The 21,346-nt window shown below is 31.9% G+C and carries 17 protein-coding genes and 1 other annotated feature (1 of these 18 running past the window's edge); of the genes, 12 read left to right on the forward strand and 5 right to left on the reverse strand.

The window, feature by feature from the left end; translation table 11 throughout:
* Nucleotides 1–89 (forward strand) — a binding site (T-box leader) (it extends 121 nt beyond the left edge of the window).
* A 332-nt stretch (nucleotides 90–421) separates the two neighbouring features.
* The 3 genes from J2Z44_RS08510 to J2Z44_RS08520 all read left to right on the forward strand — a co-directional run bounded on the left by J2Z44_RS08510 (nucleotide 422) and on the right by J2Z44_RS08520 (nucleotide 5,996).
* The gene (locus tag J2Z44_RS08510; RefSeq protein WP_209649492.1) at nucleotides 422–3,064 is read left to right on the forward strand and encodes a valine--tRNA ligase; all 2,643 of its coding nucleotides are present in this window, start codon (nucleotides 422–424) and stop codon (nucleotides 3,062–3,064) included.
* A 364-nt stretch (nucleotides 3,065–3,428) separates the two neighbouring features.
* Nucleotides 3,429–4,736, forward strand: coding sequence for a bifunctional folylpolyglutamate synthase/dihydrofolate synthase (locus J2Z44_RS08515; protein ID WP_021281373.1), 1,308 nt, complete (start codon nucleotides 3,429–3,431; stop codon nucleotides 4,734–4,736).
* A 378-nt stretch (nucleotides 4,737–5,114) separates the two neighbouring features.
* A complete protein-coding gene (locus J2Z44_RS08520; RefSeq protein WP_021281374.1) occupies nucleotides 5,115–5,996 on the forward strand; it encodes a YncE family protein in 882 nt (293 codons plus the stop codon).
* A gap of 12 nt (nucleotides 5,997–6,008) precedes the next feature.
* Here the strand turns inward: J2Z44_RS08520 and J2Z44_RS08525 are convergent, their stop codons facing one another.
* Nucleotides 6,009–6,554 (reverse strand): DUF4364 family protein, encoded by a 546-nt coding sequence (locus tag J2Z44_RS08525; RefSeq protein ID WP_021281375.1) that lies wholly within the window; start codon nucleotides 6,552–6,554, stop codon nucleotides 6,009–6,011.
* 192 nt (nucleotides 6,555–6,746) lie between these two features.
* Here J2Z44_RS08525 and pdaB point away from each other — a divergent pair, with 192 nt between their 5' ends.
* Together pdaB and J2Z44_RS08535 are read left to right on the forward strand one after the other, a co-directional pair.
* Nucleotides 6,747–7,505 carry a polysaccharide deacetylase family sporulation protein PdaB gene (gene pdaB / locus J2Z44_RS08530; RefSeq protein ID WP_021281376.1) on the forward strand — a complete coding sequence of 253 codons (759 nt, stop codon included), beginning with the start codon at nucleotides 6,747–6,749 and terminating at the stop codon, nucleotides 7,503–7,505.
* Nucleotides 7,506–7,686: 181 nt separating this feature from the next.
* Nucleotides 7,687–8,391 carry a single-stranded DNA-binding protein gene (locus tag J2Z44_RS08535; RefSeq protein ID WP_021281377.1) on the forward strand — a complete coding sequence of 235 codons (705 nt, stop codon included), beginning with the start codon at nucleotides 7,687–7,689 and terminating at the stop codon, nucleotides 8,389–8,391.
* Between the two features lie 216 nt (nucleotides 8,392–8,607).
* Here the strand turns inward: J2Z44_RS08535 and dapD are convergent, their stop codons facing one another.
* A complete protein-coding gene (dapD, locus tag J2Z44_RS08540) occupies nucleotides 8,608–9,318 on the reverse strand; it encodes a 2,3,4,5-tetrahydropyridine-2,6-dicarboxylate N-acetyltransferase (protein ID WP_021281378.1) in 711 nt (236 codons plus the stop codon).
* A gap of 287 nt (nucleotides 9,319–9,605) precedes the next feature.
* On the opposite strand from dapD, the gene J2Z44_RS08545 reads away from it, so the two are divergent.
* Together J2Z44_RS08545 and J2Z44_RS08550 are read left to right on the forward strand one after the other, a co-directional pair.
* Entirely contained in the window at nucleotides 9,606–10,145 is a 540-nt protein-coding gene (locus J2Z44_RS08545; RefSeq protein WP_021281379.1) for a cob(I)yrinic acid a,c-diamide adenosyltransferase, read from the forward strand.
* 13 nt (nucleotides 10,146–10,158) lie between these two features.
* Complete coding sequence (locus J2Z44_RS08550; RefSeq protein WP_209649493.1) at nucleotides 10,159–11,310, forward strand: pyridoxal phosphate-dependent aminotransferase; 1,152 nt, start codon at nucleotides 10,159–10,161, stop codon at nucleotides 11,308–11,310.
* 153 nt (nucleotides 11,311–11,463) lie between these two features.
* Here J2Z44_RS08550 and dapB read toward each other — a convergent pair whose 3' ends face one another.
* The 3 genes from dapB to J2Z44_RS08565 all read right to left on the reverse strand — a co-directional run bounded on the left by dapB (nucleotide 11,464) and on the right by J2Z44_RS08565 (nucleotide 14,248).
* On the reverse strand, nucleotides 11,464–12,216 hold the full coding sequence (gene dapB, locus J2Z44_RS08555) for a 4-hydroxy-tetrahydrodipicolinate reductase (protein WP_021281381.1): 753 nt from the start codon (nucleotides 12,214–12,216) through the stop codon (nucleotides 11,464–11,466).
* A gap of 1 nt (nucleotide 12,217) precedes the next feature.
* Entirely contained in the window at nucleotides 12,218–13,108 is an 891-nt protein-coding gene (gene dapA / locus J2Z44_RS08560; RefSeq protein WP_021281382.1) for a 4-hydroxy-tetrahydrodipicolinate synthase, read from the reverse strand.
* Nucleotides 13,109–13,249: 141 nt separating this feature from the next.
* Nucleotides 13,250–14,248 carry an aspartate-semialdehyde dehydrogenase gene (locus tag J2Z44_RS08565; RefSeq protein ID WP_021281383.1) on the reverse strand — a complete coding sequence of 333 codons (999 nt, stop codon included), beginning with the start codon at nucleotides 14,246–14,248 and terminating at the stop codon, nucleotides 13,250–13,252.
* Nucleotides 14,249–14,948: 700 nt separating this feature from the next.
* Here J2Z44_RS08565 and J2Z44_RS08570 point away from each other — a divergent pair.
* The 5 genes from J2Z44_RS08570 (at nucleotide 14,949) to J2Z44_RS08590 (ending at nucleotide 20,578) form a co-directional block, all read left to right on the forward strand.
* Nucleotides 14,949–16,628: a peptide ABC transporter substrate-binding protein gene (locus J2Z44_RS08570; RefSeq protein ID WP_209649494.1), complete on the forward strand. Its 1,680-nt coding sequence runs from the start codon at nucleotides 14,949–14,951 to the stop codon at nucleotides 16,626–16,628.
* 70 nt (nucleotides 16,629–16,698) lie between these two features.
* Nucleotides 16,699–17,634, forward strand: coding sequence for an ABC transporter permease (locus tag J2Z44_RS08575; RefSeq protein WP_021281386.1), 936 nt, complete (start codon nucleotides 16,699–16,701; stop codon nucleotides 17,632–17,634).
* Between the two features lie 11 nt (nucleotides 17,635–17,645).
* Nucleotides 17,646–18,563 (forward strand): ABC transporter permease, encoded by a 918-nt coding sequence (locus tag J2Z44_RS08580; protein ID WP_021281387.1) that lies wholly within the window; start codon nucleotides 17,646–17,648, stop codon nucleotides 18,561–18,563.
* A 13-nt stretch (nucleotides 18,564–18,576) separates the two neighbouring features.
* Nucleotides 18,577–19,599, forward strand: coding sequence for an ABC transporter ATP-binding protein (locus J2Z44_RS08585; RefSeq protein WP_021281388.1), 1,023 nt, complete (start codon nucleotides 18,577–18,579; stop codon nucleotides 19,597–19,599).
* Nucleotide 19,600: 1 nt separating this feature from the next.
* Nucleotides 19,601–20,578: an ABC transporter ATP-binding protein gene (locus tag J2Z44_RS08590; protein ID WP_021281389.1), complete on the forward strand. Its 978-nt coding sequence runs from the start codon at nucleotides 19,601–19,603 to the stop codon at nucleotides 20,576–20,578.
* The last annotated feature ends 768 nt before the right edge of the window (nucleotides 20,579–21,346 follow it).

Below are 21,346 nucleotides of genomic sequence, written 5' to 3' on the forward strand. Positions count from 1 at the left end.
AGTAAATAAAGACGGGTCAAACCGTTAAAAAAATGAGCCTGTTACATTGCAGGAAATAAAGGTGGTACCACGAGTCTTTCGTCCTTTTTCCGGATGAAGGCTCTTTTTTATTTGCGCAAAAAAAATTTATTTACAGAACAAGCTGAGAAAAAAAAACTTTATAATGATGCATTATATGTATGTTAAGCAGATTTTCCTATTGTATAGTAGATGCTTGTAATAAGTGGGATAACTCTATATGAATAGTGGGGAAGTAGTGTAATTTAATTTCTTGGCAATAATTTTAACTAAGGCATCTTCAAAAAAATAAATAAGTCAGTATGATTATCTGTTTTGAGTTGTTATTTATTTTTAGATGTCTAAGAAAAACATTAACTATGTAACAAATTTATCAAATATAAAGAAGACAGGAGGAAGAAAAATGGAGGATAACAGAGATTTAGCAAAAACCTATGATCCTAAAGAGTTTGAAGAAAGATTATATAAATGGTGGGAAGAAGAAGGGTTTTTTACGCCAGAAATAGATAAGAATAAAGAGCCTTATACTATTATAATGCCACCACCAAATATTACAGGACAATTACACTTAGGTCATGCTCTTGACAACACTCTTCAAGATATTTTAATTAGAACAAAGAGAATGCAAGGGTATAGCACTTTATGGTTACCAGGAGAAGACCATGCAAGTATCGCTACTGAAGTAAGAGTTGAAAAGTCTTTACTTGCTAAAGGACTTAAGAAAAAGGAAATGGGCAGAGAAGCTTTCTTAGAGAAAGTTTGGGAATGGACAGATGAATACAGAGAAAGAATAAGAACCCAGCTTAAAAAGATGGGCTGCTCAGCAGATTTTACAAGAGAAGCATTCACTATGGATGAAAACTTAAACAAAGCTGTTAGAGAGGTTTTTGTTAAGCTATATAACGAAGGGCTAATTTACCAAGGTAATAGAATTACAAACTGGTGTACAAAATGTATGACAGCAATTTCAGATGCAGAGATTGAATATGAAGAGCAAGCAGGACACTTCTGGCATATTAACTATCCTGTTATAGGAAGTGAAGAAGTAGTTGAGATTGCAACTACAAGACCAGAAACACTACTTGGAGATACTGCAGTTGCTGTTAATCCTAAGGATGAGAGATATACTCATTTAATAGGAAAGAAAATTAAATTACCGCTTGTAGGTAGAGAAATAGAAATTATAGCTGATGATTATGTAGATATGGAATTTGGAACAGGCTGCGTTAAAATAACTCCTGCTCATGACCCTAATGACTATCAAGTAGGAAAGAGACATAACCTAGAGGAAGTAGTTGTACTAGAGGAAAATGGAACTATATCTAAGGGGTATGGAAAATATTCTGGTCTTGATAGATATGAAGCTAGAAAGCTTATGGTTAAAGATTTAGAAGAGCAAGGCTATCTAGTTAAGATTAAGGATCATAGTCACAATGTAGGAACTCATGATAGATGTGGATGTACTGTTGAGCCAATGCTTTCAAAGCAATGGTATGTAAAAATGGAAACTCTTGCAAAGCCAGCAATTGAGGTTGTAAAAGAAAAGGAAATTAAATTTATTCCAGAAAGATTTGAGAAAATATACTTTAACTGGATGGAAAATATACAAGATTGGTGTATTTCAAGACAGTTATGGTGGGGACACAGAATTCCTGTTTGGTACTGCAAAGATTGTGGAGAAATAATAGTTCAAACAGAAGCTCCAACTCATTGTAGTAGATGTAAATCAGAGAACTTAAAGCAAGATAGTGATGTATTAGATACTTGGTTTAGTTCTGCACTATGGCCTTTCTCAACTTTAGGATGGCCAAACAGCACTGAGGATTTAAAATACTTCTATCCAACAAGCACTCTAGTTACTGGTGGGGATATAATATTCTTCTGGGTTGCTAGAATGATATTCTCAGGCCTATATAATATGAAGGAAGTTCCTTTTAACACAGTATTTTTCCATGGAATGGTTAGAGATGACCAAGGAAGAAAGATGTCTAAGTCTTTAGATAATGGAGTGGATCCTCTTGAAGTTATAGAAAACTTCGGAGCAGATGCTCTAAGATTCTCCCTTGCAACAGGAAATGCTCCAGGAAGTGATATAAGATTCTATGAATCAAGAGTAGAAGCAGCAAGAAACTTTGCAAATAAGATTTGGAATGCATCTAGGTTTGTTATGATGAACTTTGATGAAGCTTTAATGGATAAGTATACACAGTGTAAAAACTACTCAACTGCAGATAAATGGATATTATCTAGATTAAATACAGTAGTAAAAGAAGTTACTGATAACTTAGATAAGTTTGAAATAGGAATAGCGCTTCAAAAGGTTTATGACTTTATGTGGACAGAATTCTGTGACTGGTATATAGAGCTTGTAAAACCTGTACTTTATGGAGATAATGAGGAAGCTAAAGGTGTTGTATTAAATGTATTAAATAAGGTATTAATAAGTGGTTTAAAACTTCTTCACCCAGTAATGCCGTTTATTACAGAAGAAATTTACACTCACTTAAAGGCAGATACAAAATCTATAACTATAGCTCAGTGGCCAGTATATGAAGAAGAGCTAAAAGATGTTAAAGCAGAAGAGTATATGAATTTCATAATAGATGCTATTAAAAATACAAGAAATGCAAGAAGTGAAATGAATGTACCACCTTCAAGAAAAGCAAAAACCTTTATTTATGCTACAGAAGCTAGGGAAGCCTTTGAGCAAGGTAAAACTTACTTTGAAAAGTTAGCCTCTGCTAGTGAAGTTGTTCTACTAAACAGCAAAGAACAGGCTCCAGAAAATATAGTAACTGTAGTATCTATGGGAGCAGAGATTTATATGCCGCTTCTAGAACTTGTAGATGCTGAAAAAGAGCTTGAGAGACTAAATAAGGAAAAAGAAAAATTAGAAAAAGAAATTGCTAGAGTAGAAGGCAAACTTAATAATGAGAAGTTCACTGCTAAAGCTCCTAAAGAAGTAGTAGAAGAAGAAAGAGCTAAGGGTGAGAAGTACAAGGAAATGTATAAATCAGTACTTGAAAGTATTGAAAACCTAAAGTAAGCAACAGTTGGTTTATTAGGTGTAAGGTAATTTTAAAAAGTTTATATATTATTTTCAAGGGAGGGCTTTACACCTTCTTTGGAAGTAAAGTAAGTTTTCTTAAAAATTACTCTTTAAAATAGATTAGAAGAAATAACTTATGAATGTTATTTTATTGTGGATAACTTCAATGGTATAATAATTAAAGGTGGATAATTTTTGGTATTATCCACCTTTTAACGACATTTTGGAAGGAAAATTCCCGAATTCCTCTTTAGGTATGAGTTTTTCGCTGAAAAATGAATTTTGGTGAGAGTTGAATCTACTTCCAAAGTTGTTAAACAAAATGAACTTGTTCATTATTTAAAAGTGGGGAGGTATTTAAATGAATTATCAGGAGGCTATAAATTATATTGAAAACACAGCTAAGTTTGGTATGAAGCTGGGACTTGAAAGAACAGAAAAGATTTTAGAGCTATTAGGAAATCCTCATAAGAAAGTAAAGATGATACATATAGCAGGAACTAATGGAAAGGGCTCTACCACAGCTATGGTAAGTCAAGTTCTCATAGAAGCAGGATATAAGGTAGGAACTTATATATCTCCATATATTGAAGAATTTGAAGAAAGAATACAAATTAACAATAAAAATATTCCTAAGGAAGATTTAGTAGAAATTATTACTGAAGTTTCTAGAGCTATTGATGAAGTAGTTACTTTAGGGTATCAGAATCCAACTCAGTTTGAAATAATAACCTGTGCAGCATTTTTATACTATTATAAGAAGAAGGTAGATTATGCAGTAATAGAGGTTGGGCTTGGAGGAAGGCTTGATTCTACTAATGTTATAACACCAATACTTTCAATTATAACTTCTATTAGCTTAGATCATGTGGCTATCTTAGGAGATACCTTAGATAAAATAGCCTTTGAGAAAGCAGGAATAATAAAAGAAGGAATCCCAACAATATTATTTCCACAGCATTTTGAAGCAGAAAAGGTTATTGAAAAAGTAGCTGAGGAAAGGAAATCTCTACTAATTAAAGTGTCTAAGAAACAATCAGAATTTATTGGAAGTCATGACACCCAAGTTCGTGGAGAAAGTAAAATAGTTCAAAGAGTGAAGATAAATACAGAAAAAAATAACTATGAGCTTGATTTAGCTCTTTTAGGAAAACATCAAATAATGAATGCCACAGTAGCTGTATATGCCTGTGAAAAACTTATGGATTTGGGAGTTAAAATAACTAGGGAAAATATTATTAATGGGATGAAAAATGTAAGATGGCCAGGAAGGCTAGAAATAATGAAAAGAAATCCTATGGTAGTTATTGATGGCGCACACAATATAGATGGAATATCTAAACTTACAGAAAGTGTAGATATGTATTTTAAGTATGATAAGTTAGTATTAATTCTAGGTATTTTAGCAGATAAGCAAGTTAAGGAAATGATTGAAACTATAGTACCTAAAGCTTCAACAGTAATTGCGGTAACCCCTAATAGTGAAAGGGCAGAGCTAGCTGAAGATTTAAAGAAAGAGATTGAGAAGCTTGGAGTGAACTGTGAAGCTATTGAAGATTATACAGAGGCTTATAAAAAAGCATTAGCCTATTGCACAGAAAAGGACTTACTCTTAATTTCTGGTTCTTTATATATGATAGGAGATATGAGGAAAAGTATAAGACTTTAGGTAGCTTGACTTATTGCTTATTTTCAGATACCTGGTGTTAAAAAACAAAAGGTTAATCTGAGTTATAGTATAGGGAACCAGATTTAAAGCTTAACTTATACATTAGTCCTACACTGGTTCCCTTAAGGCTCTTAGGATGTGAATAAATTAAACTTTTACAAAGGAAGCCTATAGCTTTTTATTATGTACAGAACAGGATAAAGATACTACATAAATATATCTAATTCTATTTTGTAATTTCTTTAATATAAGTTATTTAAAATTATCTTACAATGTAGAAGTAATATTGCAACTCATATATAAAGTGAGTATTGGCAAACTGAATATTAGCACACAAAGTTACACCTCCTCATACTATATCTTGAGGAGGTGATTCCATTGAGGCATTTATATGTATGTAATACAACTTGCGATTCTATTGATAAAATAAATATTGAAAGTTTTACAGTGGAAAATACCATACCATTAACAGGAGTGAATAGAGGTAGAATAGGACCACATGGGCTTTGGATTCATGACAAGCTATTATTTACTTCTAACTGTTATGATGATTCTATTTCTATTGTAAGTTTAGAAAACGGTATGGTTGAAACCTTGTATTTAGGGAGTAATTGCAGGGATATTTGTGTACTAGGAAATCATGCATATATTATTTGTGGGGACTCTAATAACATAGTATCCTTTGATATTACTAGAAGGGAGATTGTAGAACTGATACCTTGTGGCAACTCACCTCATAGCATTGATTGTTGTAGCAAAAATAATGAAATAGTTGTGGCTAATATAAATAGTGACAGCATTACTCTGTTCGATGCTTTATATGGTTCTAATATCTATAGTATAGATGTTGGGCCATATCCAACAAAGGCTATTATTACATTGGACGGAAATTATATATTAGTCTGCGAAAGTAATATGGGGTATGGAGGAAGAGGATCAGTTAGTATGATATCCACTAAAACCCGAAAAGTAATTCATAGAGTACCTGTGGGAAGTTGCCCTTTTGATATGTGCTGTGATGAAAAGTATTGCTATGTGACAAATTATGGGGAAGGCACCATAAGTGTAATAGATATATACAATCATGAGGAGATTAAAAGAATTAGAATCGGTGGAATGCCAAGGGGAATTTTGAGTGACAATAAACATATTTTTGTAGGAGATAGCTATAACAATCTCTTGGTAAAGATTGACAAGAACACAGAAAATAAAAAAATCATTCCTATAAATGGGGAACCCACAGGAATGATTTTAGGTTAAGGCTTTGACTTATCATTTATTTTCAGATGCCTGATCTTCAAATAATAAATTAATTACTTTATTGTACAAGTCAGAGGAATTGCTTTTCCATTTTTGGCAAAGGTCTCTGGCTTGTTTATTTGATGCCACGCTAATCTTTAAGTCCATAAGAGTTATGTTGCCTTCAGATGCTATTAAGTTAACTACATAGCTATTACCATTTTCAATAGTATAATCCGCAGTGACAGTTAATTCATTTTTAATTGATAAAATTCTAGTTTCTATATAGTTATTTAGTTGTAAAAGCCTATCTTCTGATATTCTATTTTTAAATAAGCTTAAAACCTTCCTACCATTATCAGATATAGTTATTCTATCTTTTCCCTTATCATTAACATTCTTTAGAAGCTTTGACTCTCCTAATTCAGTAATATATTGCTGAAGGGTAAAATAATTCATAAAATTATTTTCTAGAATAATTTGAGCTAGTAGTATATTAGAAACAGGTAAATTTATTTTTTCTAATATATATAGTACTATAAGCTTATTTTCTGCTAAGTCCAAAGAATTATCAAACAATTAACCCTTCCTCCTTTAAATAAGATAATAGTTTAATACCTAATTTGCAATAAACACTCATTAATCATTATAGCACAAAATAAATTATAGGTAATTATCTTTAATTATAATATATAACATATATTTTTAAATAGCATATATTTTTTGAAAGTGAATATAGTTTAATGAGATAAATATAGTATGGGGGGAACTATGGAGGCACTTAGAAGAATGAAAAGAAAGATATCAATAATAGTATTTATATTATTAGGGACAGTAATAATAATGAGTGGGTTAAATTATTTTACACAAGGAGCTTTTAAACCAGAAGCAAAAGCTATTCCAATATACTCAGTAGATGCTGAGGAAAAGAAGGTGGCATTAACCTTTGATAGCAGCTGGGGCACTGATAAAACAGAGGCTATTCTTAATACTTTAGATGAGTATAATATAAAAGGTACATTTTTTTTGGTAGGGCAATGGTGTGATGATTATCCAGAAAAAGTTAAGGATATTGCTAAAAGAGGTCATGAAATTGGAAATCACTCGAATAAACACCCAAATTTCACAGCAATTTCAAAGGAAACAATGATTAAGGAATTAGAGGTTACTAATGCAAAAATTTTAGAACTTACAGGTAACTTACCTAGATTGTTTAGATTTCCCGAGGGGGCTTATAATGATGAAGTGGTAGAAACAGTACAGCGGGCTGGATTTACAACGGTTCAATGGGATGTAGATAGTACTGATTGGAAGGGTTATGGCGTTGAAAAAGAATATAATACTGTAATAAGTAAAACGAAACCAGGTTCTATTGTTCTATTTCATAATGACGGTAAATACACAGAAAAAACTTTACCACAAGTTATAGAACATTTTAAGAAAGAAGGCTATGAATTTGTTAACGTATCTGACTTGTTAATGAAAGATAATTATTATTTAAATAGTGAAGGAAGGCAAATGAAGAAATAGAATGAATTTTTAAAAAATTTAACTTGTAATCTGTTCATAAATATTTTATAATTTTATGTATAGGAAATTGGGGAACTTACAAAGATGCAATTATTTTCACAATTTTAGTTATAATTTACCTAACTGTGAAATATAAATGTAGTGAAAATGTATTAAAGAACTAAGGGAAAGAGGGGTTACAATGGACAATGTTATGTTAAACAACAAAATTTATTTAGAGGGTAAAGTGATTTCAGAATTACAGTTTAGCCATGAAATGTATGGTGAGGGATTTTATAACTTTAATTTTGAGGTTCAAAGACTAAGTGATGCTACAGATATTTTAATCATTACAGTTTCTGAGAGATTAATTACTGGAATGGATGTGAGCATTGGTAGTGAACTTATAGTAGAGGGACAGTTAAGATCTTACAATAAATTTGTAGATGGATCAAATAGACTGATTCTTACAGTGTTTGCTAGAGATGTAAGAGAGTTAAAAGAAAGAAGTAAAAATCCAAACCAAATATTCTTAGATGGATTTATATGTAAAGCACCAGTTTATAGGACAACTCCTTTTGGACGTGAAATTGCAGACATGCTTTTAGCAGTTAATAGATTATACAATAAATCAGATTATATCCCAACTATAGCTTGGGGAAGAAACTCAAGATTCTGTAAGAGCTTAGAAGTTGGGGATAATATAAGAATTTGGGGAAGATTACAAAGCAGAGAATATCAAAAGAAAGTCTCAGAAACAGAAGTTATTAAGAAAATAGCTTATGAAGTATCAATTTCTAAAATGGAAAGAGTTACTGATGAGAATAGGGACAATATAACAGAGATTCAAATAGGTGAAAATTGCACAATTGATTCTCTAGATATTAATATGGAAGATGCAGTTTAAGAATAATATAGGCTTTTAGATAGAATGAATTTTATCTTATTCATAATGAATTTATTCATAATGAATAGATTCATTATGAATAGATTCATGATGAATAAATTCATCTTTAAAGCCTTAAAGGATTTAAGGTAGGCTTTATAAAATTTCAGTCATAACTTTTGTTCCATATATAAAGGATATTTAGAACTTCTAAATATCCTTTAATTTTTATGTTTTTTATTTTCTTAAATCATCTAGTATTTCAGTTTTACTTTTAGTTTTATCATCTACATGTTTTATTATTTTTGCAGGAGAACCAGCAACCACAACATTTTCAGGTACATCCTCAGTAACTATTGCACCTGCTGCAACTACTGAGTTAGCACCTATTCTAACACCTTCTAAGATTACGGCATTAGCACCAATAAGCACATTATCTTCAATGATGCAAGGATCTTTGCTTGGTGGTTCAAGAACACCTGCAACTACAGCTCCAGCGCCAAGGTGAACTCTTTTTCCAAGCTTTCCTCTTGCACCTATCACTGCATTCATATCTACCATGGTTTCTTCGCCGATTTCTGCGCCAATATTTATTACAGCTCCCATCATAATAACTGCATTTTTGCCAATGGAAACTCTATCTCTAATTATAGCACCTGGTTCAATTCTTGCTTCAATTTCACGGGTATCCAGCATTGGAATAGCTGAGTTTCTTCTATCATATTCAACTTTAAAGTGATTTACTTTATCTTTGTTGGTTTCTAAAAAGGAATTAACCTCCCCATTATCACCAAATAATATGTAAAAGTTTCCTTCTCCGAAGTGCTCAATATTTCCAAAGGTGCAACCTTCTAAATTACCATTTACGTAGACTTTTACTGGAGTAGATTTTTTCGAATCCTTAATAAATTTTGCTAATTGATAAGGATCAGTTAAGTTGTATTCCATATAATTCGCTCCTTTCATTTATAATTATTGTTTAATATATTGGTTTTTATACAATAGAGCTATATTGTATAAAACCGCATTATTTTTATGAATAATTGGAATAATTTATTATAAATGTTATAATTGTATAATGCAATAGGTTAACAATATTTTGCAGTATTGATTTCTATATTATAATACTTATAGAAGTTTGTGCTGAAAAGTCAATGTATAACTTATAGAAACTTTAGGTGGCTAAAGTGGGTTAGATATAAGTTAGTTTAACTAATATTTTAGGAGGTCATGAAATGGGAAAATTATCGAAGGGATACATACAAATATATACCGGAAATGGCAAAGGAAAAACGACAGCTGCAGTAGGTCTTGCTACAAGAGCTGCAGGAAATGAGTATATGGTTACTATGGTACAATTTCTTAAGGGTGGGGCTACTGGAGAGTTACAAAGTGCTAAAAGACTTCAGCCTTATTTCAATATATATAGATTTGAAAAGCCAAGAGGGTTTTTCTGGACACTTAATGATGAAGAAAAGGCAGAATTAAAAGAAGAGATTCAAGAAGCCTATAGATTTTGTTTAAAGCAATTTGAAGAGAAAGCTTGCGATATTTTAATTATGGATGAGGTTATGGGAGCATTATCAAATAAGCTTCTTACAGAAGAGCAAATTTTAGAGTTAATGGATAAAAAACCAGAGAATATAGAGCTTATTATGACAGGTAGAAATGTACCAGAGAGAATTATAGAAAAAGCAAATTTAGTTACAGAAATGAAAGATTTAAAACATTACTTTAATGAAGGGGTTCCTGCTAGAAAAGGAATCGAATTTTAAAGAGGTATTTATAATGGATAATATATTCTCAAAAAAAGTAGAGGGTATCGAAATCTCTGGTATTAGAAAGTTTTTTAATAAGGTAGCAGAGTACCCTGGGGCTATTTCCCTCACCTTAGGAGAACCAGACTTTAAAATTCCAAAAGAAGTTAAGGAAGCTATGAAAAATGCCATAGATGAAGATAAAACTACCTATACACCAAATGCAGGAATTTTGGAGTTGAGAACAGCTATATCACAGTATCTCTTAAAAGATAGCATACGTTACTCTGAAAATGAAATTTGCATCACGGTAGGAGGAAGTGAAGCACTGTTATGTGCCTTTAATGCGTTGATTAACGAAGGAGATAAAGTGTTAATTCCAACTGTTGCATATCCAGCTTATGAGAGCTGTGCAAAGCTTGTAGGGGCAGAGATACTAACATATAAGCTTAAAGAAGATTTTTCTATAGATATGGACAGCATTAGAGAAATAATAAAAAAAGAACATCCAAAGTTATTAGTGGTTTCCTTTCCATCAAATCCTACAGGAGCAGTGATGACGAAGTTACAGAGGGATGAGCTATATAGTATAGTAAGGGATGAAGATATTTTAATTATTAGTGATGAAATATATAGTGCCATATCCTTTGAAAATCATTATTCTATAAGTCAGTATGATGATATAAAAGATAAGGTAATACTAGTAAGCGGATTTTCAAAAATGTTTTCTATGACAGGTATTAGAATAGGATATATTTGTGCTAGTGAAAGTATTTTGAAGGAAGTTGTTAAAGTTCATCAATATAATGTATCTTGTGCTCCATCTATAGGGCAATATGGGGCTTTAGCTGGACTTAAAGAAGCTCTTTACCATTGTGAGATTATTAAAAATGAGTTTAAGATAAGAAGAGATTATGTTTACGGTAGATTAAAGGCTATGGGTCTAGAGGTTGAACTACCGAAGGGTGCATTTTATATTTTACCCTCCATTAGAAAATTTAATTTAACAAGTGAAGAATTTTGTAATAAGTTGCTACAGAATAAAAAAGTTGCTATTGTACCAGGCAGTGCCTTTGGTATTGGGGGAGAAGGATATATAAGAATCTCCTATTGTTATAGTACAGAAAACTTAAAAAAAGCCTTGGATTCTCTAGAGGAATTTATTAAAGAACTCACTAACTAGAGAGTTCTTTAATAAAAAATAAACCACTAAATTTGCTGTATAAAGGCTAAATTTAGTGGTTTTTATAATGATTATCGAAATTTTAGGTTTGTTGTAATAATATGATGCTTTGTTTTGAAATTAAAAATATGAGTTTTTAATATTAACGGAAAACTATATTCTTACTACATCTTCCATAGAATACAAGCCTTTTTCTTTGCCATAGATGAACAAACACGCTTTAATAGCACCTACTGCAAATACTTCTCTAGAGATGGCAGAGTGTTTTATTTCAATAACTTCACCTTGACCAGCAAAGATTACTTCGTGGTCGCCAATAATGTTTCCCCCACGAATAGCATGAACACCAATTTCTTTATGGTGTCTTTTAGAAATACCTTCTCTACCGTGAACTAAAAGTGTTTCTTCTTCTATAGAATTTTTTATTGTGTTAGCAAGAAGAAGAGCAGTTCCACTAGGTGCATCTACTTTTTGATTATGATGCTTTTCAATTATCTCAATGTCAAAATCTTTATAAAGAATATTACTTAAATTTTTTAATAAATTATTAACGATATTTACTCCAATGGACATATTCGCTGAATAAAAAACAGGGATATACTCCTTTAAAGCCTTAATCATAGTAACCTGTTCCAATGAATATCCAGTGGTACAGAAGATAACTGCTTTATTATTTTTTATAGCATAGCCTGATATTTCTTCAAAAGCATCAGGGCGCGAAAAATCTAAAATTACATCAATTTCCTTGTCGCAATCTAAAATAGAAGAGAAAACAGGGTATCCAAAAGAACTTTCAGTGTATCTATCTACACCAGCAGCTATAGTTATATCTTCAAATTTTTCTATAGTAGAAGAAATCATTTTCCCCATTTTACCATTGCAACCAACTAGTAGGACTTTTATCATTTTAATCCTCCTTTAGGGCTATACCATAATTTATTAATTCTGTTTTTAACACCTTTAAAGTATCTTCAGCCATATCTACTAATGGAAGTCTTAGTGTTCCAGCATTTTTCCCCATTAAATTTAGGGCAGTTTTTACAGGTATTGGATTGGTTTCAATAAATAATCCATTAGTTAAAGGAATAGTTTTTAAGAATAAATCTTGTGATTTTTTTATTTCTCCGTTCATGAAAAATTCACAAATGTCATGAACATCCTTTGGAATTATATTTGCAAGCACAGAAATTACTCCTATACCGCCGATAGCTAAGGTAGGTAGTATTTCATTATCATTTCCTGAATAAATATCCAACTTATCACCACATAAAGCTTTAATTTCAGCTATTTGGCTGATATTTCCACTAGCTTCCTTTACTGCAACTATATTAGGTAGCTGGCATAACTGATAAAGAGCTTTAGGTGTAATATTCATACCAGTTCTCGAAGGAACATTATAGACAACAATTGGAGTTTTAACGCTGCTTGCTATAGCTCTAAAGTGTTCAATTAGGCCCTTTGGTGAAGTTTTATTATAGTAAGGATTAATAACTAAAAGTCCGTCAGCACCTACACTTTCTGCATATTTACTCATTTCTATAGAGGCTAGAGTGTTATTAGAACCAGTTCCAGCAATGACAGGAATACGCTTATTAACAGTGTCAATAACAAACTTAATTGTTTCCTTTTTTTCAGTTTCACTCATAGTAGAAGCTTCTCCGGTAGTACCGCAGACAATAATAGCATCAGTTTTATTTTCTATATGCCATTCTACTAATTCTTTTAATTTCTTAAAATCTACCCCACTCTCATTAAATGGAGTAACAATTGCAACTCCTGAACCTTTAAATATACTCATAAATACCTTCCTTTCAATGTTATAAACATTAACATCTAAGTTATATTATATAGAGAACCAAAGTCAAAATTTAACTAATGCATTACTTTTGAACTGGTTCTCTTAAGAATTTTCATTAAGCAATAAAATGATTTTCAAGATTTATATTAAGTTATTTTCTATAAAGGTTTCAGCAATTTGAACTGCATTTAAGGCAGCTCCTTTTCTGATATTGTCAGCCACAACCCAAAGATTCAAGCCATTTTCTAAGCTGAAGTCTCTTCTTACTCTTCCAATATAAACCTCATCCTTACCAGCTATTTGAAGTGGCATAGGATATATATTTTCTCTAGTATTATCCATTAAAACTATACCTTTTGCAGCATTGAATGTATTTAGAACTTCTTCTAAAGAGAAGCTTTTTTCTAATTCCACATTAATACTCTCGCTATGACCATGAATAACGGGTACTCTTACTGTTGTAGCAGTTATCCTCAAATTATCATTGTGTAAAATCTTTTTTGTTTCCTCAATCATCTTCATTTCTTCTTTAGTATATCCATTATCTAAGAATACATCTATTTGTGGAATTACATTATAGGCAATTGGATATTGAAACTTCTTAGGGGATGCCCCAGATATTCCATCTTTTAGATCATTGAATCCCCCCATGCCAGCGCCTGATACAGCTTGGTAAGTGGAGTATATAATTCTTTTTATTCCATAGTCATCAAGTAAAGGTTTAAGGGCAACCACAGCTTGAATAGTAGAACAATTTGGGTTTGCAATTATTCCATTATGCCACTTTAAATCTTCAGGGTTAACTTCTGGTACAACTAGAGGTACCTTAGGATCCATTCTCCAAGCACTGCTATTATCAATAACTATAGCACCGCACTCAACAAATAAGGAAGCAAACTTAAGACTAGTATCACCACCGGCTGAAAATAGAGCGAAGTCTATTTTTTTATTTATAATATTCTCCTGCTTTAATTCTTCAACAGTTACTTCTTTTTCATTAAACATAATTGTAGTACCAGCAGAGCGGCTAGAAGAGAAAAAGTATATAGTATCTATTGGGAATTGTCTTTCTTCTAATATAGATATAAATTGTCTTCCTACCATTCCAGTAGCTCCAACAATAGCAACATTGTATTTCATATCATCACTCCTTAAAAGTTCTATAATATATTATATAACTTCGCAGTATAAAGTTATATAATATATTATAAAAATTTCATTAATATTGTTATAGGCTTAATTAGGTAAAATTCGATTTATTAATTTCTAAAGAGTCTTAGGATAATCAAGATAGACTTAAATATAGGTGAAGTTTGGTGTCGCTTAACTATATTCAGTTTGAGAATTAAAATATTCATAAAAACCACTACGATTATTACATATAATTTCAAGATGTATTCATTTAGTTTATATACTAAAGTAGAAAAGTATGAATAAAAAGTACTATAAATTGTAAACCTATAAGTAAATATAATTAAATTATAAATTGTTCAAAAAATGTTCATGAAATGGTATACATTATGGGCTTATTATACGACAAAATAGTTTGACAACTTACAATAGTCTATGATAATATTATAAAAAATGAATTTTAGATACCTAGTTACTTCAAAATTCATATTGTTCTATAATTTACTAAAGAGATAACATTTTAACTACGAAGGAACTTATTTAAGTGTGATTTGTAAACCAAAATACTTATTTTAAAAATTTAATAAGATTTAAAACTTTGAAAAAATATCGAGGGTTTTCTTTAAAATTGTCGAAATATTTTAAAGTTAATAAGTATTTAAATTTATCATACATACTTAAGCAAACAATAAACTAAGGGGGAATTTAAATGAAAAGCAAAAGAATTTTAGCAACATTATTAACTCTATCTTTAACAGCTGGACTACTTGTTGGCTGTGGTCAAAAGGCTACTAATGAAGGTGGCGGAGCGGCTGCAACTAACATGGACAAAGAGCAATATCTAAATGTTACTTTAGCAGCAGAGCCTAAATCACTTGACGCATCAAAGTCTTCAGACATGTATTCTTCTCAAGTACTAGTTGAAGTACAAGAGGGCTTAACAAGAATTGAGCAGGAAAATGGTAAGGATGTAATAAAAGCAGCTGGAGCTACTGAGTGGAGCACTTCAGAAGATAAACTTACTTGGACTTTTAAATTAAGAGATTATAAGTGGAGTGATGGAAAACCAGTTACTGCAGCGGATTATGTGTATGGAATTCAAAGAACTCTTGATTCCAAGACAGGTTCTCCTTATGCATTCCTATTATTCCCAATTAAAAATGCTTCAAAGGTTAACAGTGGAAAAGCTTCTATAGAAGAATTAGGAGTTAAAGCAATTGATGACAAAACTGTACAATTTACATTAGAGTCACCAACAGCATACTTCTTAGATTTAACTTACTTCAAAGTAATGCATCCACAAAGAAAAGATATTGTTGAAGCAGCAGGAGAAAGATACGGTTCTGAAGCTGATACTATGGTATTCAGTGGACCATTCAAAATTACTGAATGGGTACACAATAACCAAGTAGTTTTAGAGAAAAATGAAAACTATTGGGATAAGGATTCTGTAAAGCTTAACAAAGTAACAATGAAGATAATTAAAGAAGAAACTTCAAGAATGAATGAGTTATATAACGGTTCATTAGATATCGCTGCAGTTACAAAACAAGAGTGGATAGAGAAGTTCAATCAAACTGGTAAATTCAATGTTTTATCAAGTTATGATGCATCTACAGCATATACTTTCTTTAATGCAAAAGATAAGTATTTCAGTAATGCAAAAGTAAGAAAAGCATTCATTATTGCTCAAGATAGAGCAGGAGCAGCTTCAACATTATTTAGAGGTTTAGCTGACCCAGCACTAGCATGGTGCCCACCAGCAGTACAAATTGGTGGAGAGGAGTATAGAACTCTAAATACTGAAAAGCCAGTTCAAAAACTAGCTGACGAATTTAAAGATCCAAAAGCTCTTTTATCTGAAGGATTAAAAGAATTAGGATTAGATCCAGATCCAGCTAAACACACATTCAAATACTTAGAATCAGGTACGGCTGCTAGAAATAGAGAATTTGCTGAATTCTATCAACAAAACTTCAAATCAGCATTAGGAGTTAACGTTGAAACTGAGTATGTTGAGTGGCCAATATTCCAAAAGAGAACTGATGAGCTAGATTTCCAAATAGCTTCTCAAGCTTGGACAGGAGACTATAACGATCCAATGACATTCTTTGATATGTTCATGACTGGTGCAGGAGTTGTTCCAACTGGATGGACAAATGCTGAATACGATGCCTTAATAAAAGAAGCTCAATCTTCAACTGATAGCAAAGTAAGACTTGAGGCATTCAAAAAAGCTGAAGATATCCTAATATACAAAGAAGGTATTGTATCTCCTACAGTATTCAGAAAGAAAAATACTTATGTTGCTAAATATTCAAACAATGTAATGACTCCATTATTCGGAGTATCTGAGTTCAAATACGCTTATACAAATGGAAGAAAATAAGATTTAATTTTATTGTTGCAACAGATGGAAAGTCTGTTGCAACAACTTTACGCTAAATGGAGGGATGATGATGTTAAAATTTACTCTTAAAAGGTTTGGGTATATGCTACTTACATTATTTATAGCGGCATCTATAACATTTATGCTTATTCACGCTATACCAGGGGATCCGTTAGCTAGTTTAGCTAGAAACTTACCACCACAAATAAAAGCAAACTACTATGCTAAATACGGTTTGGACAAGCCAGTTATAGAACAATATGGACTATTTGTTAAAAATGCAGTTTTACACGGGGATTTAGGACAATCTCTACTATATCCAGGTAGAGAAGTTACAAAAACAATATTAAAATATGCTCCAATTTCAGCTAGAGTTGGATCACAAGCTATTTTAATGGGATTCACAATTGGTATCACACTTGGAATTATAGCAGCTCTTAATAGAGGAAAATGGCCAGATTACTTAGTTATGTTTATAGCTATACTAGGTATTTCTATACCAAGTTTCGTTGTTGCGGCATTATTACAATTTACATTTACAGTTCACTGGATGGTTTTACCGTCAACAGGATGGGGACAATTTAAACATACAATATTACCAACTATAGCATTAAGCTTTAACTCAATAGCTACTTATGCAAGATATATGAGAGCTAACTGTCTGGATGTTGTTGGACAAGACTATATTTTAACAGCAAAGGCAAAGGGCGTATCGAAGCTAAGCTTAGTATTTAAGCATATTATAAGAAACGCAATACTTCCAGCAATTACATTATTAGGACCACAAATAGCAGGTATTTTTATAGGATCATTCGTTATAGAAAGTATTTTCGCTATACCAGGTCTTGGACAATATTTCGTAGCTTCAGTTAATGATAGAGATTACCCAATGATTATGGGACAAACTATATTCGTTGCAATATTATATATAGTTGCTTTATTCGTAGTTGATATTGTATATGGATTAATTGACCCAAGAATCAGAGTAACTGGTAAGAAGAGATAGGAGGAGCAACTATGGCAGAGCTATCAAGAGAGAAATTTCAGATTATAGGCTGTGAAAATTTAGACTCAGAGGGTATATTAAGACCTAGTATGACCTACTGGCAAGATGCTTGGAGAAGATTAAAGCAAAATAAAATTGCTACTTTTTCTCTAATATTACTAGTTTTAATTTCAATAATGACAGTCATTGGACCTTTTATTGCTAAATATTCTTATGAAGTAACAGATAATAGTTTAATTAACTTAAAGCCAAATGCAGATCATTGGTTTGGAACAGACAACTTAGGTAGAGACTTATTCGCCAGAGTATGGAAAGGTGGAAGAATTTCTATCGCTATAGGTCTAATCGGTGCACTTTTTGATACAGTTATAGGTTCTATTTATGGAGGTGTTGCTGGTTTCTTTGGAGGAATAGTAGATGACATCATGATGAGAATACTTGAGATATTAGTGAGTATTCCATACCTTGTAATAGTAATTCTTGTTAGATTAATTGTTGGACCTGGAATACAATCCCTTATAATTGCCATGACTATCACAGGATGGTGCAATATGGCGAGACTTGTAAGAGGACAATTATTACAAATAAAAGAACAAGAATATATTCTAGCAGCAAAAGCTCTAGGAGCTAACCCATCAAGAATAATAGCAAGACACTTAATACCAAACACATTAGGTATTATGATAGTATCTATTAGTTTTACTATACCAGGATATATATTTAGTGAAGCATTCTTAAGTTTCTTAGGACTTGGAGTTCAATCACCAAATACAAGCTGGGGAGCATTAGCAGCTATAGCACAACCTAACTTAATGTTCTACCCATACCAATTATTCTGGCCATCGTTATTTATTTCTTTAACGATGTTATCATTCCAATTACTTGGTGACGGCTTAAGAGATGCCCTAGATCCAAAAATGCGTCAATAGGGGAGGGTTAGCAATGGAAAAAATATTAGATGTACAAGACTTAAGAGTATCATTTCATACTTATGCTGGAGAAGTAAAATCTGTAAGAGGCATAAGCTTCCATTTAAATAAAGGTGAAACTTTAGCGGTAGTTGGAGAATCGGGATGTGGTAAAACTGTTACATCAAAAGCTATCATGAGATTGCTTCCTGAACCAATGCCAGCAGAAATAAAAGAAGGTTCAAAAATAATTTTCGAAGGTAAAGATATATTAGCGATGGGGGATAAGGATTTAAGAGAGTTAAGAGGAGCGGATATATCTATGATATTCCAAGATCCGATGACATCCTTAAACCCAACAATGACTATTGGAAAGCAAATTGCTGAGAGTTTAATTATACACAGAGGAATGAGCAAAGATGAAGCTATTAAAGAAGCGACTAAAATGCTTCAGCTTGTTAATATTCCAAATGCAGACAAAAGGGTTCATCAATATCCACACGAGTTTTCAGGTGGTATGAGACAAAGAGCTATGATTGCTATAGCACTAGCTTGTAATCCAAAAATATTAATAGCTGACGAGCCTACAACAGCACTTGACGTTACAATTCAAGCGCAAATCATGGACCTTATTGGAGATCTTCAAGAAAAATTAGGTACAGCTGTTATACTAGTTACTCACGACCTTGGAGTTGTTGCGGACGTTGCTGATAGAATTCAAGTAATGTATGCTGGACAGATTATAGAAAGAGGAACTGTTGATGAGATATTTGCAGATCCTCAACACCCATATACTTGGGCATTATTACAATCTGTACCAAGATTAGATACTAAAAATAAAGATGTTTTATACTCTTTACAAGGAACACCACCAGACTTAATTAAGCCACCAGTGGGATGTCCGTTTGCTGCAAGATGCGAATATTGCATGCAAGTATGTTTAGAAGAGATGCCAGAAGCTACTACAATTTCTGATACTCATGAAGTTCTTTGTTGGTTAAAACACCCAATGGCTCCAAAAGTAGAAGTTCCTGAAGCATTGAAGAGAGGTGTATAATATGGCTAATCAAAATGTGAACGAGAAAAAAGATGTTTTAATTGAGGTTAAAAATCTTAAAAAATATTTCCAAGTTGGAAAAGATGCTACATTAAAAGCAGTTGATGATGTAAGTTTTGATATATATAAAGGTGAAACATTAGGATTAGTTGGAGAATCTGGTTGCGGTAAAACCACTTGTGGTAGAACTGTTATGGGACTTTATGAAGCATCAGGTGGATCAATTCTTTATGATGGCCATGATGTTAGTAAATTAAATAAAAAAGAAAAGAAAGAGTTCGCAAGAAGAGCCCAAATCATATTCCAAGATCCATATGCATCACTTAATCCAAGAATGACAGTTGGAGATATTATTGGTGAGGGTATAGATATTCACAATCTTCATACTGGACAAGAAAGAACTAACAGAATATACGAATTACTACAATTAGTTGGATTAAATAAAGAGCACGCATCTAGATTCCCACACGAATTCTCAGGTGGACAAAGACAAAGAATAGGTATTGCTAGAGCACTAGCTATAGAGCCAGACTTTATAGTGTGCGACGAGCCTATATCAGCTCTAGACGTGTCTATCCAAGCTCAGGTTGTTAACTTACTTATAAAGTTACAAAACGAATTGGGATTAACTTATCTGTTTATTGCCCATGACCTTTCAATGGTTAAGCATATTTCAGATAGAGTTGGAGTTATGTATCTTGGCACAATGGTTGAATTAGCTTCAAGTGCTGATCTATATGACAAACCACTGCATCCATATACTCAAGCATTACTTTCGGCTATTCCAGTACCAGATCCAGAAGTTGAAAGAAATAAAAAGAGAATTCCTCTTGAGGGGGAAGTTCCGAGTCCAATTAACCCTAAACCAGGCTGTAGATTTGCTCCAAGATGCAGATATGCAAAACCTGTATGTAGTGAGAAATCACCTGAGTTTAAGGAAATTGAACCAAATCACTTTGTTGCATGTCATTTATTATAGTAAATTAGAGATAGGATTAAATCCTATCTCTTTTTTTTATATAATAGTCAAGACCACCCGTAAAACGAGTGGTCTTGACTATTATATAAAAAATTCAAGTTTTCAAATTGGAAAAATTCTTATTAAGCCTAAGAATTAACTGAATTTAGATTTAATAAGAAAGAATGCAAATATGGCAGAAACTTAAAATGATTTATTAATATATTTGGTTGTTCTACTTATAATTAATGTTATTGGCTTAAATGAACGAACTTAGTTATATTTTATTTGTACTTAAGATTTGTAGTAGCAAGGAAAGTAAAGTTTTACGCAGAAAAGCCTATTATTTTAGTTTGAAGGTGCTATACCAAGTTAATTTTAAAAGAGAGAGTGAAAAGTAGTACTAACAATGAGGAACTATTGATTTTAGGTGATTAGATTCAGCGTGATTTACAAAAATGAATAAATGAAAATTAAATTATTCATAAATTCAAAAATTGGTAAAAAATTAAAAAGTTCCACTTAAAAAATGTTAATTTATATAAAATTACAAATGTTAATAAATGCATAAATAAATTATGAAGGAGTTAGTTGGAAGTTATAAATTTAGCCACAATATAGAGATGCAAGATGTGTATATTGTAATTAAAATTCATGTTATATTCATAAATTAATGAAATATTAATAGAATATGTCCAAAAAATAAACTAAAAAACAAGAAAAACAGTTGCTTAATTTTTGCAAAATGTTTCTGTCAAAAAAATTAAATTTCATTTTTCAGAAAAATGT

Origin of the sequence: Clostridium punense (assembly GCF_017874425.1) — a bacterium.
Lineage (GTDB): Bacteria > Bacillota > Clostridia > Clostridiales > Clostridiaceae > Clostridium_J > Clostridium_J punense.

Coding starts and splice junctions, on each gene's coding strand:
- J2Z44_RS08510 (WP_209649492.1), top strand. CDS start 422: ATGGAGGATAACAGAGATTTAGCAAAAACCTATGATCCTAAAGAGTTT.
- J2Z44_RS08515 (WP_021281373.1), top strand. CDS start 3,429: ATGAATTATCAGGAGGCTATAAATTATATTGAAAACACAGCTAAGTTT.
- pdaB (WP_021281376.1), top strand. CDS start 6,747: ATGGAGGCACTTAGAAGAATGAAAAGAAAGATATCAATAATAGTATTT.
- J2Z44_RS08535 (WP_021281377.1), top strand. CDS start 7,687: ATGGACAATGTTATGTTAAACAACAAAATTTATTTAGAGGGTAAAGTG.
- dapD (WP_021281378.1), bottom strand. CDS start 9,318: ATGGAATACAACTTAACTGATCCTTATCAATTAGCAAAATTTATTAAG.
- J2Z44_RS08545 (WP_021281379.1), top strand. CDS start 9,606: ATGGGAAAATTATCGAAGGGATACATACAAATATATACCGGAAATGGC.
- J2Z44_RS08550 (WP_209649493.1), top strand. CDS start 10,159: ATGGATAATATATTCTCAAAAAAAGTAGAGGGTATCGAAATCTCTGGT.
- dapB (WP_021281381.1), bottom strand. CDS start 12,216: ATGATAAAAGTCCTACTAGTTGGTTGCAATGGTAAAATGGGGAAAATG.
- dapA (WP_021281382.1), bottom strand. CDS start 13,108: ATGAGTATATTTAAAGGTTCAGGAGTTGCAATTGTTACTCCATTTAAT.
- J2Z44_RS08565 (WP_021281383.1), bottom strand. CDS start 14,248: ATGAAATACAATGTTGCTATTGTTGGAGCTACTGGAATGGTAGGAAGA.
- J2Z44_RS08570 (WP_209649494.1), top strand. CDS start 14,949: ATGAAAAGCAAAAGAATTTTAGCAACATTATTAACTCTATCTTTAACA.
- J2Z44_RS08575 (WP_021281386.1), top strand. CDS start 16,699: ATGTTAAAATTTACTCTTAAAAGGTTTGGGTATATGCTACTTACATTA.
- J2Z44_RS08580 (WP_021281387.1), top strand. CDS start 17,646: ATGGCAGAGCTATCAAGAGAGAAATTTCAGATTATAGGCTGTGAAAAT.
- J2Z44_RS08585 (WP_021281388.1), top strand. CDS start 18,577: ATGGAAAAAATATTAGATGTACAAGACTTAAGAGTATCATTTCATACT.
- J2Z44_RS08590 (WP_021281389.1), top strand. CDS start 19,601: ATGGCTAATCAAAATGTGAACGAGAAAAAAGATGTTTTAATTGAGGTT.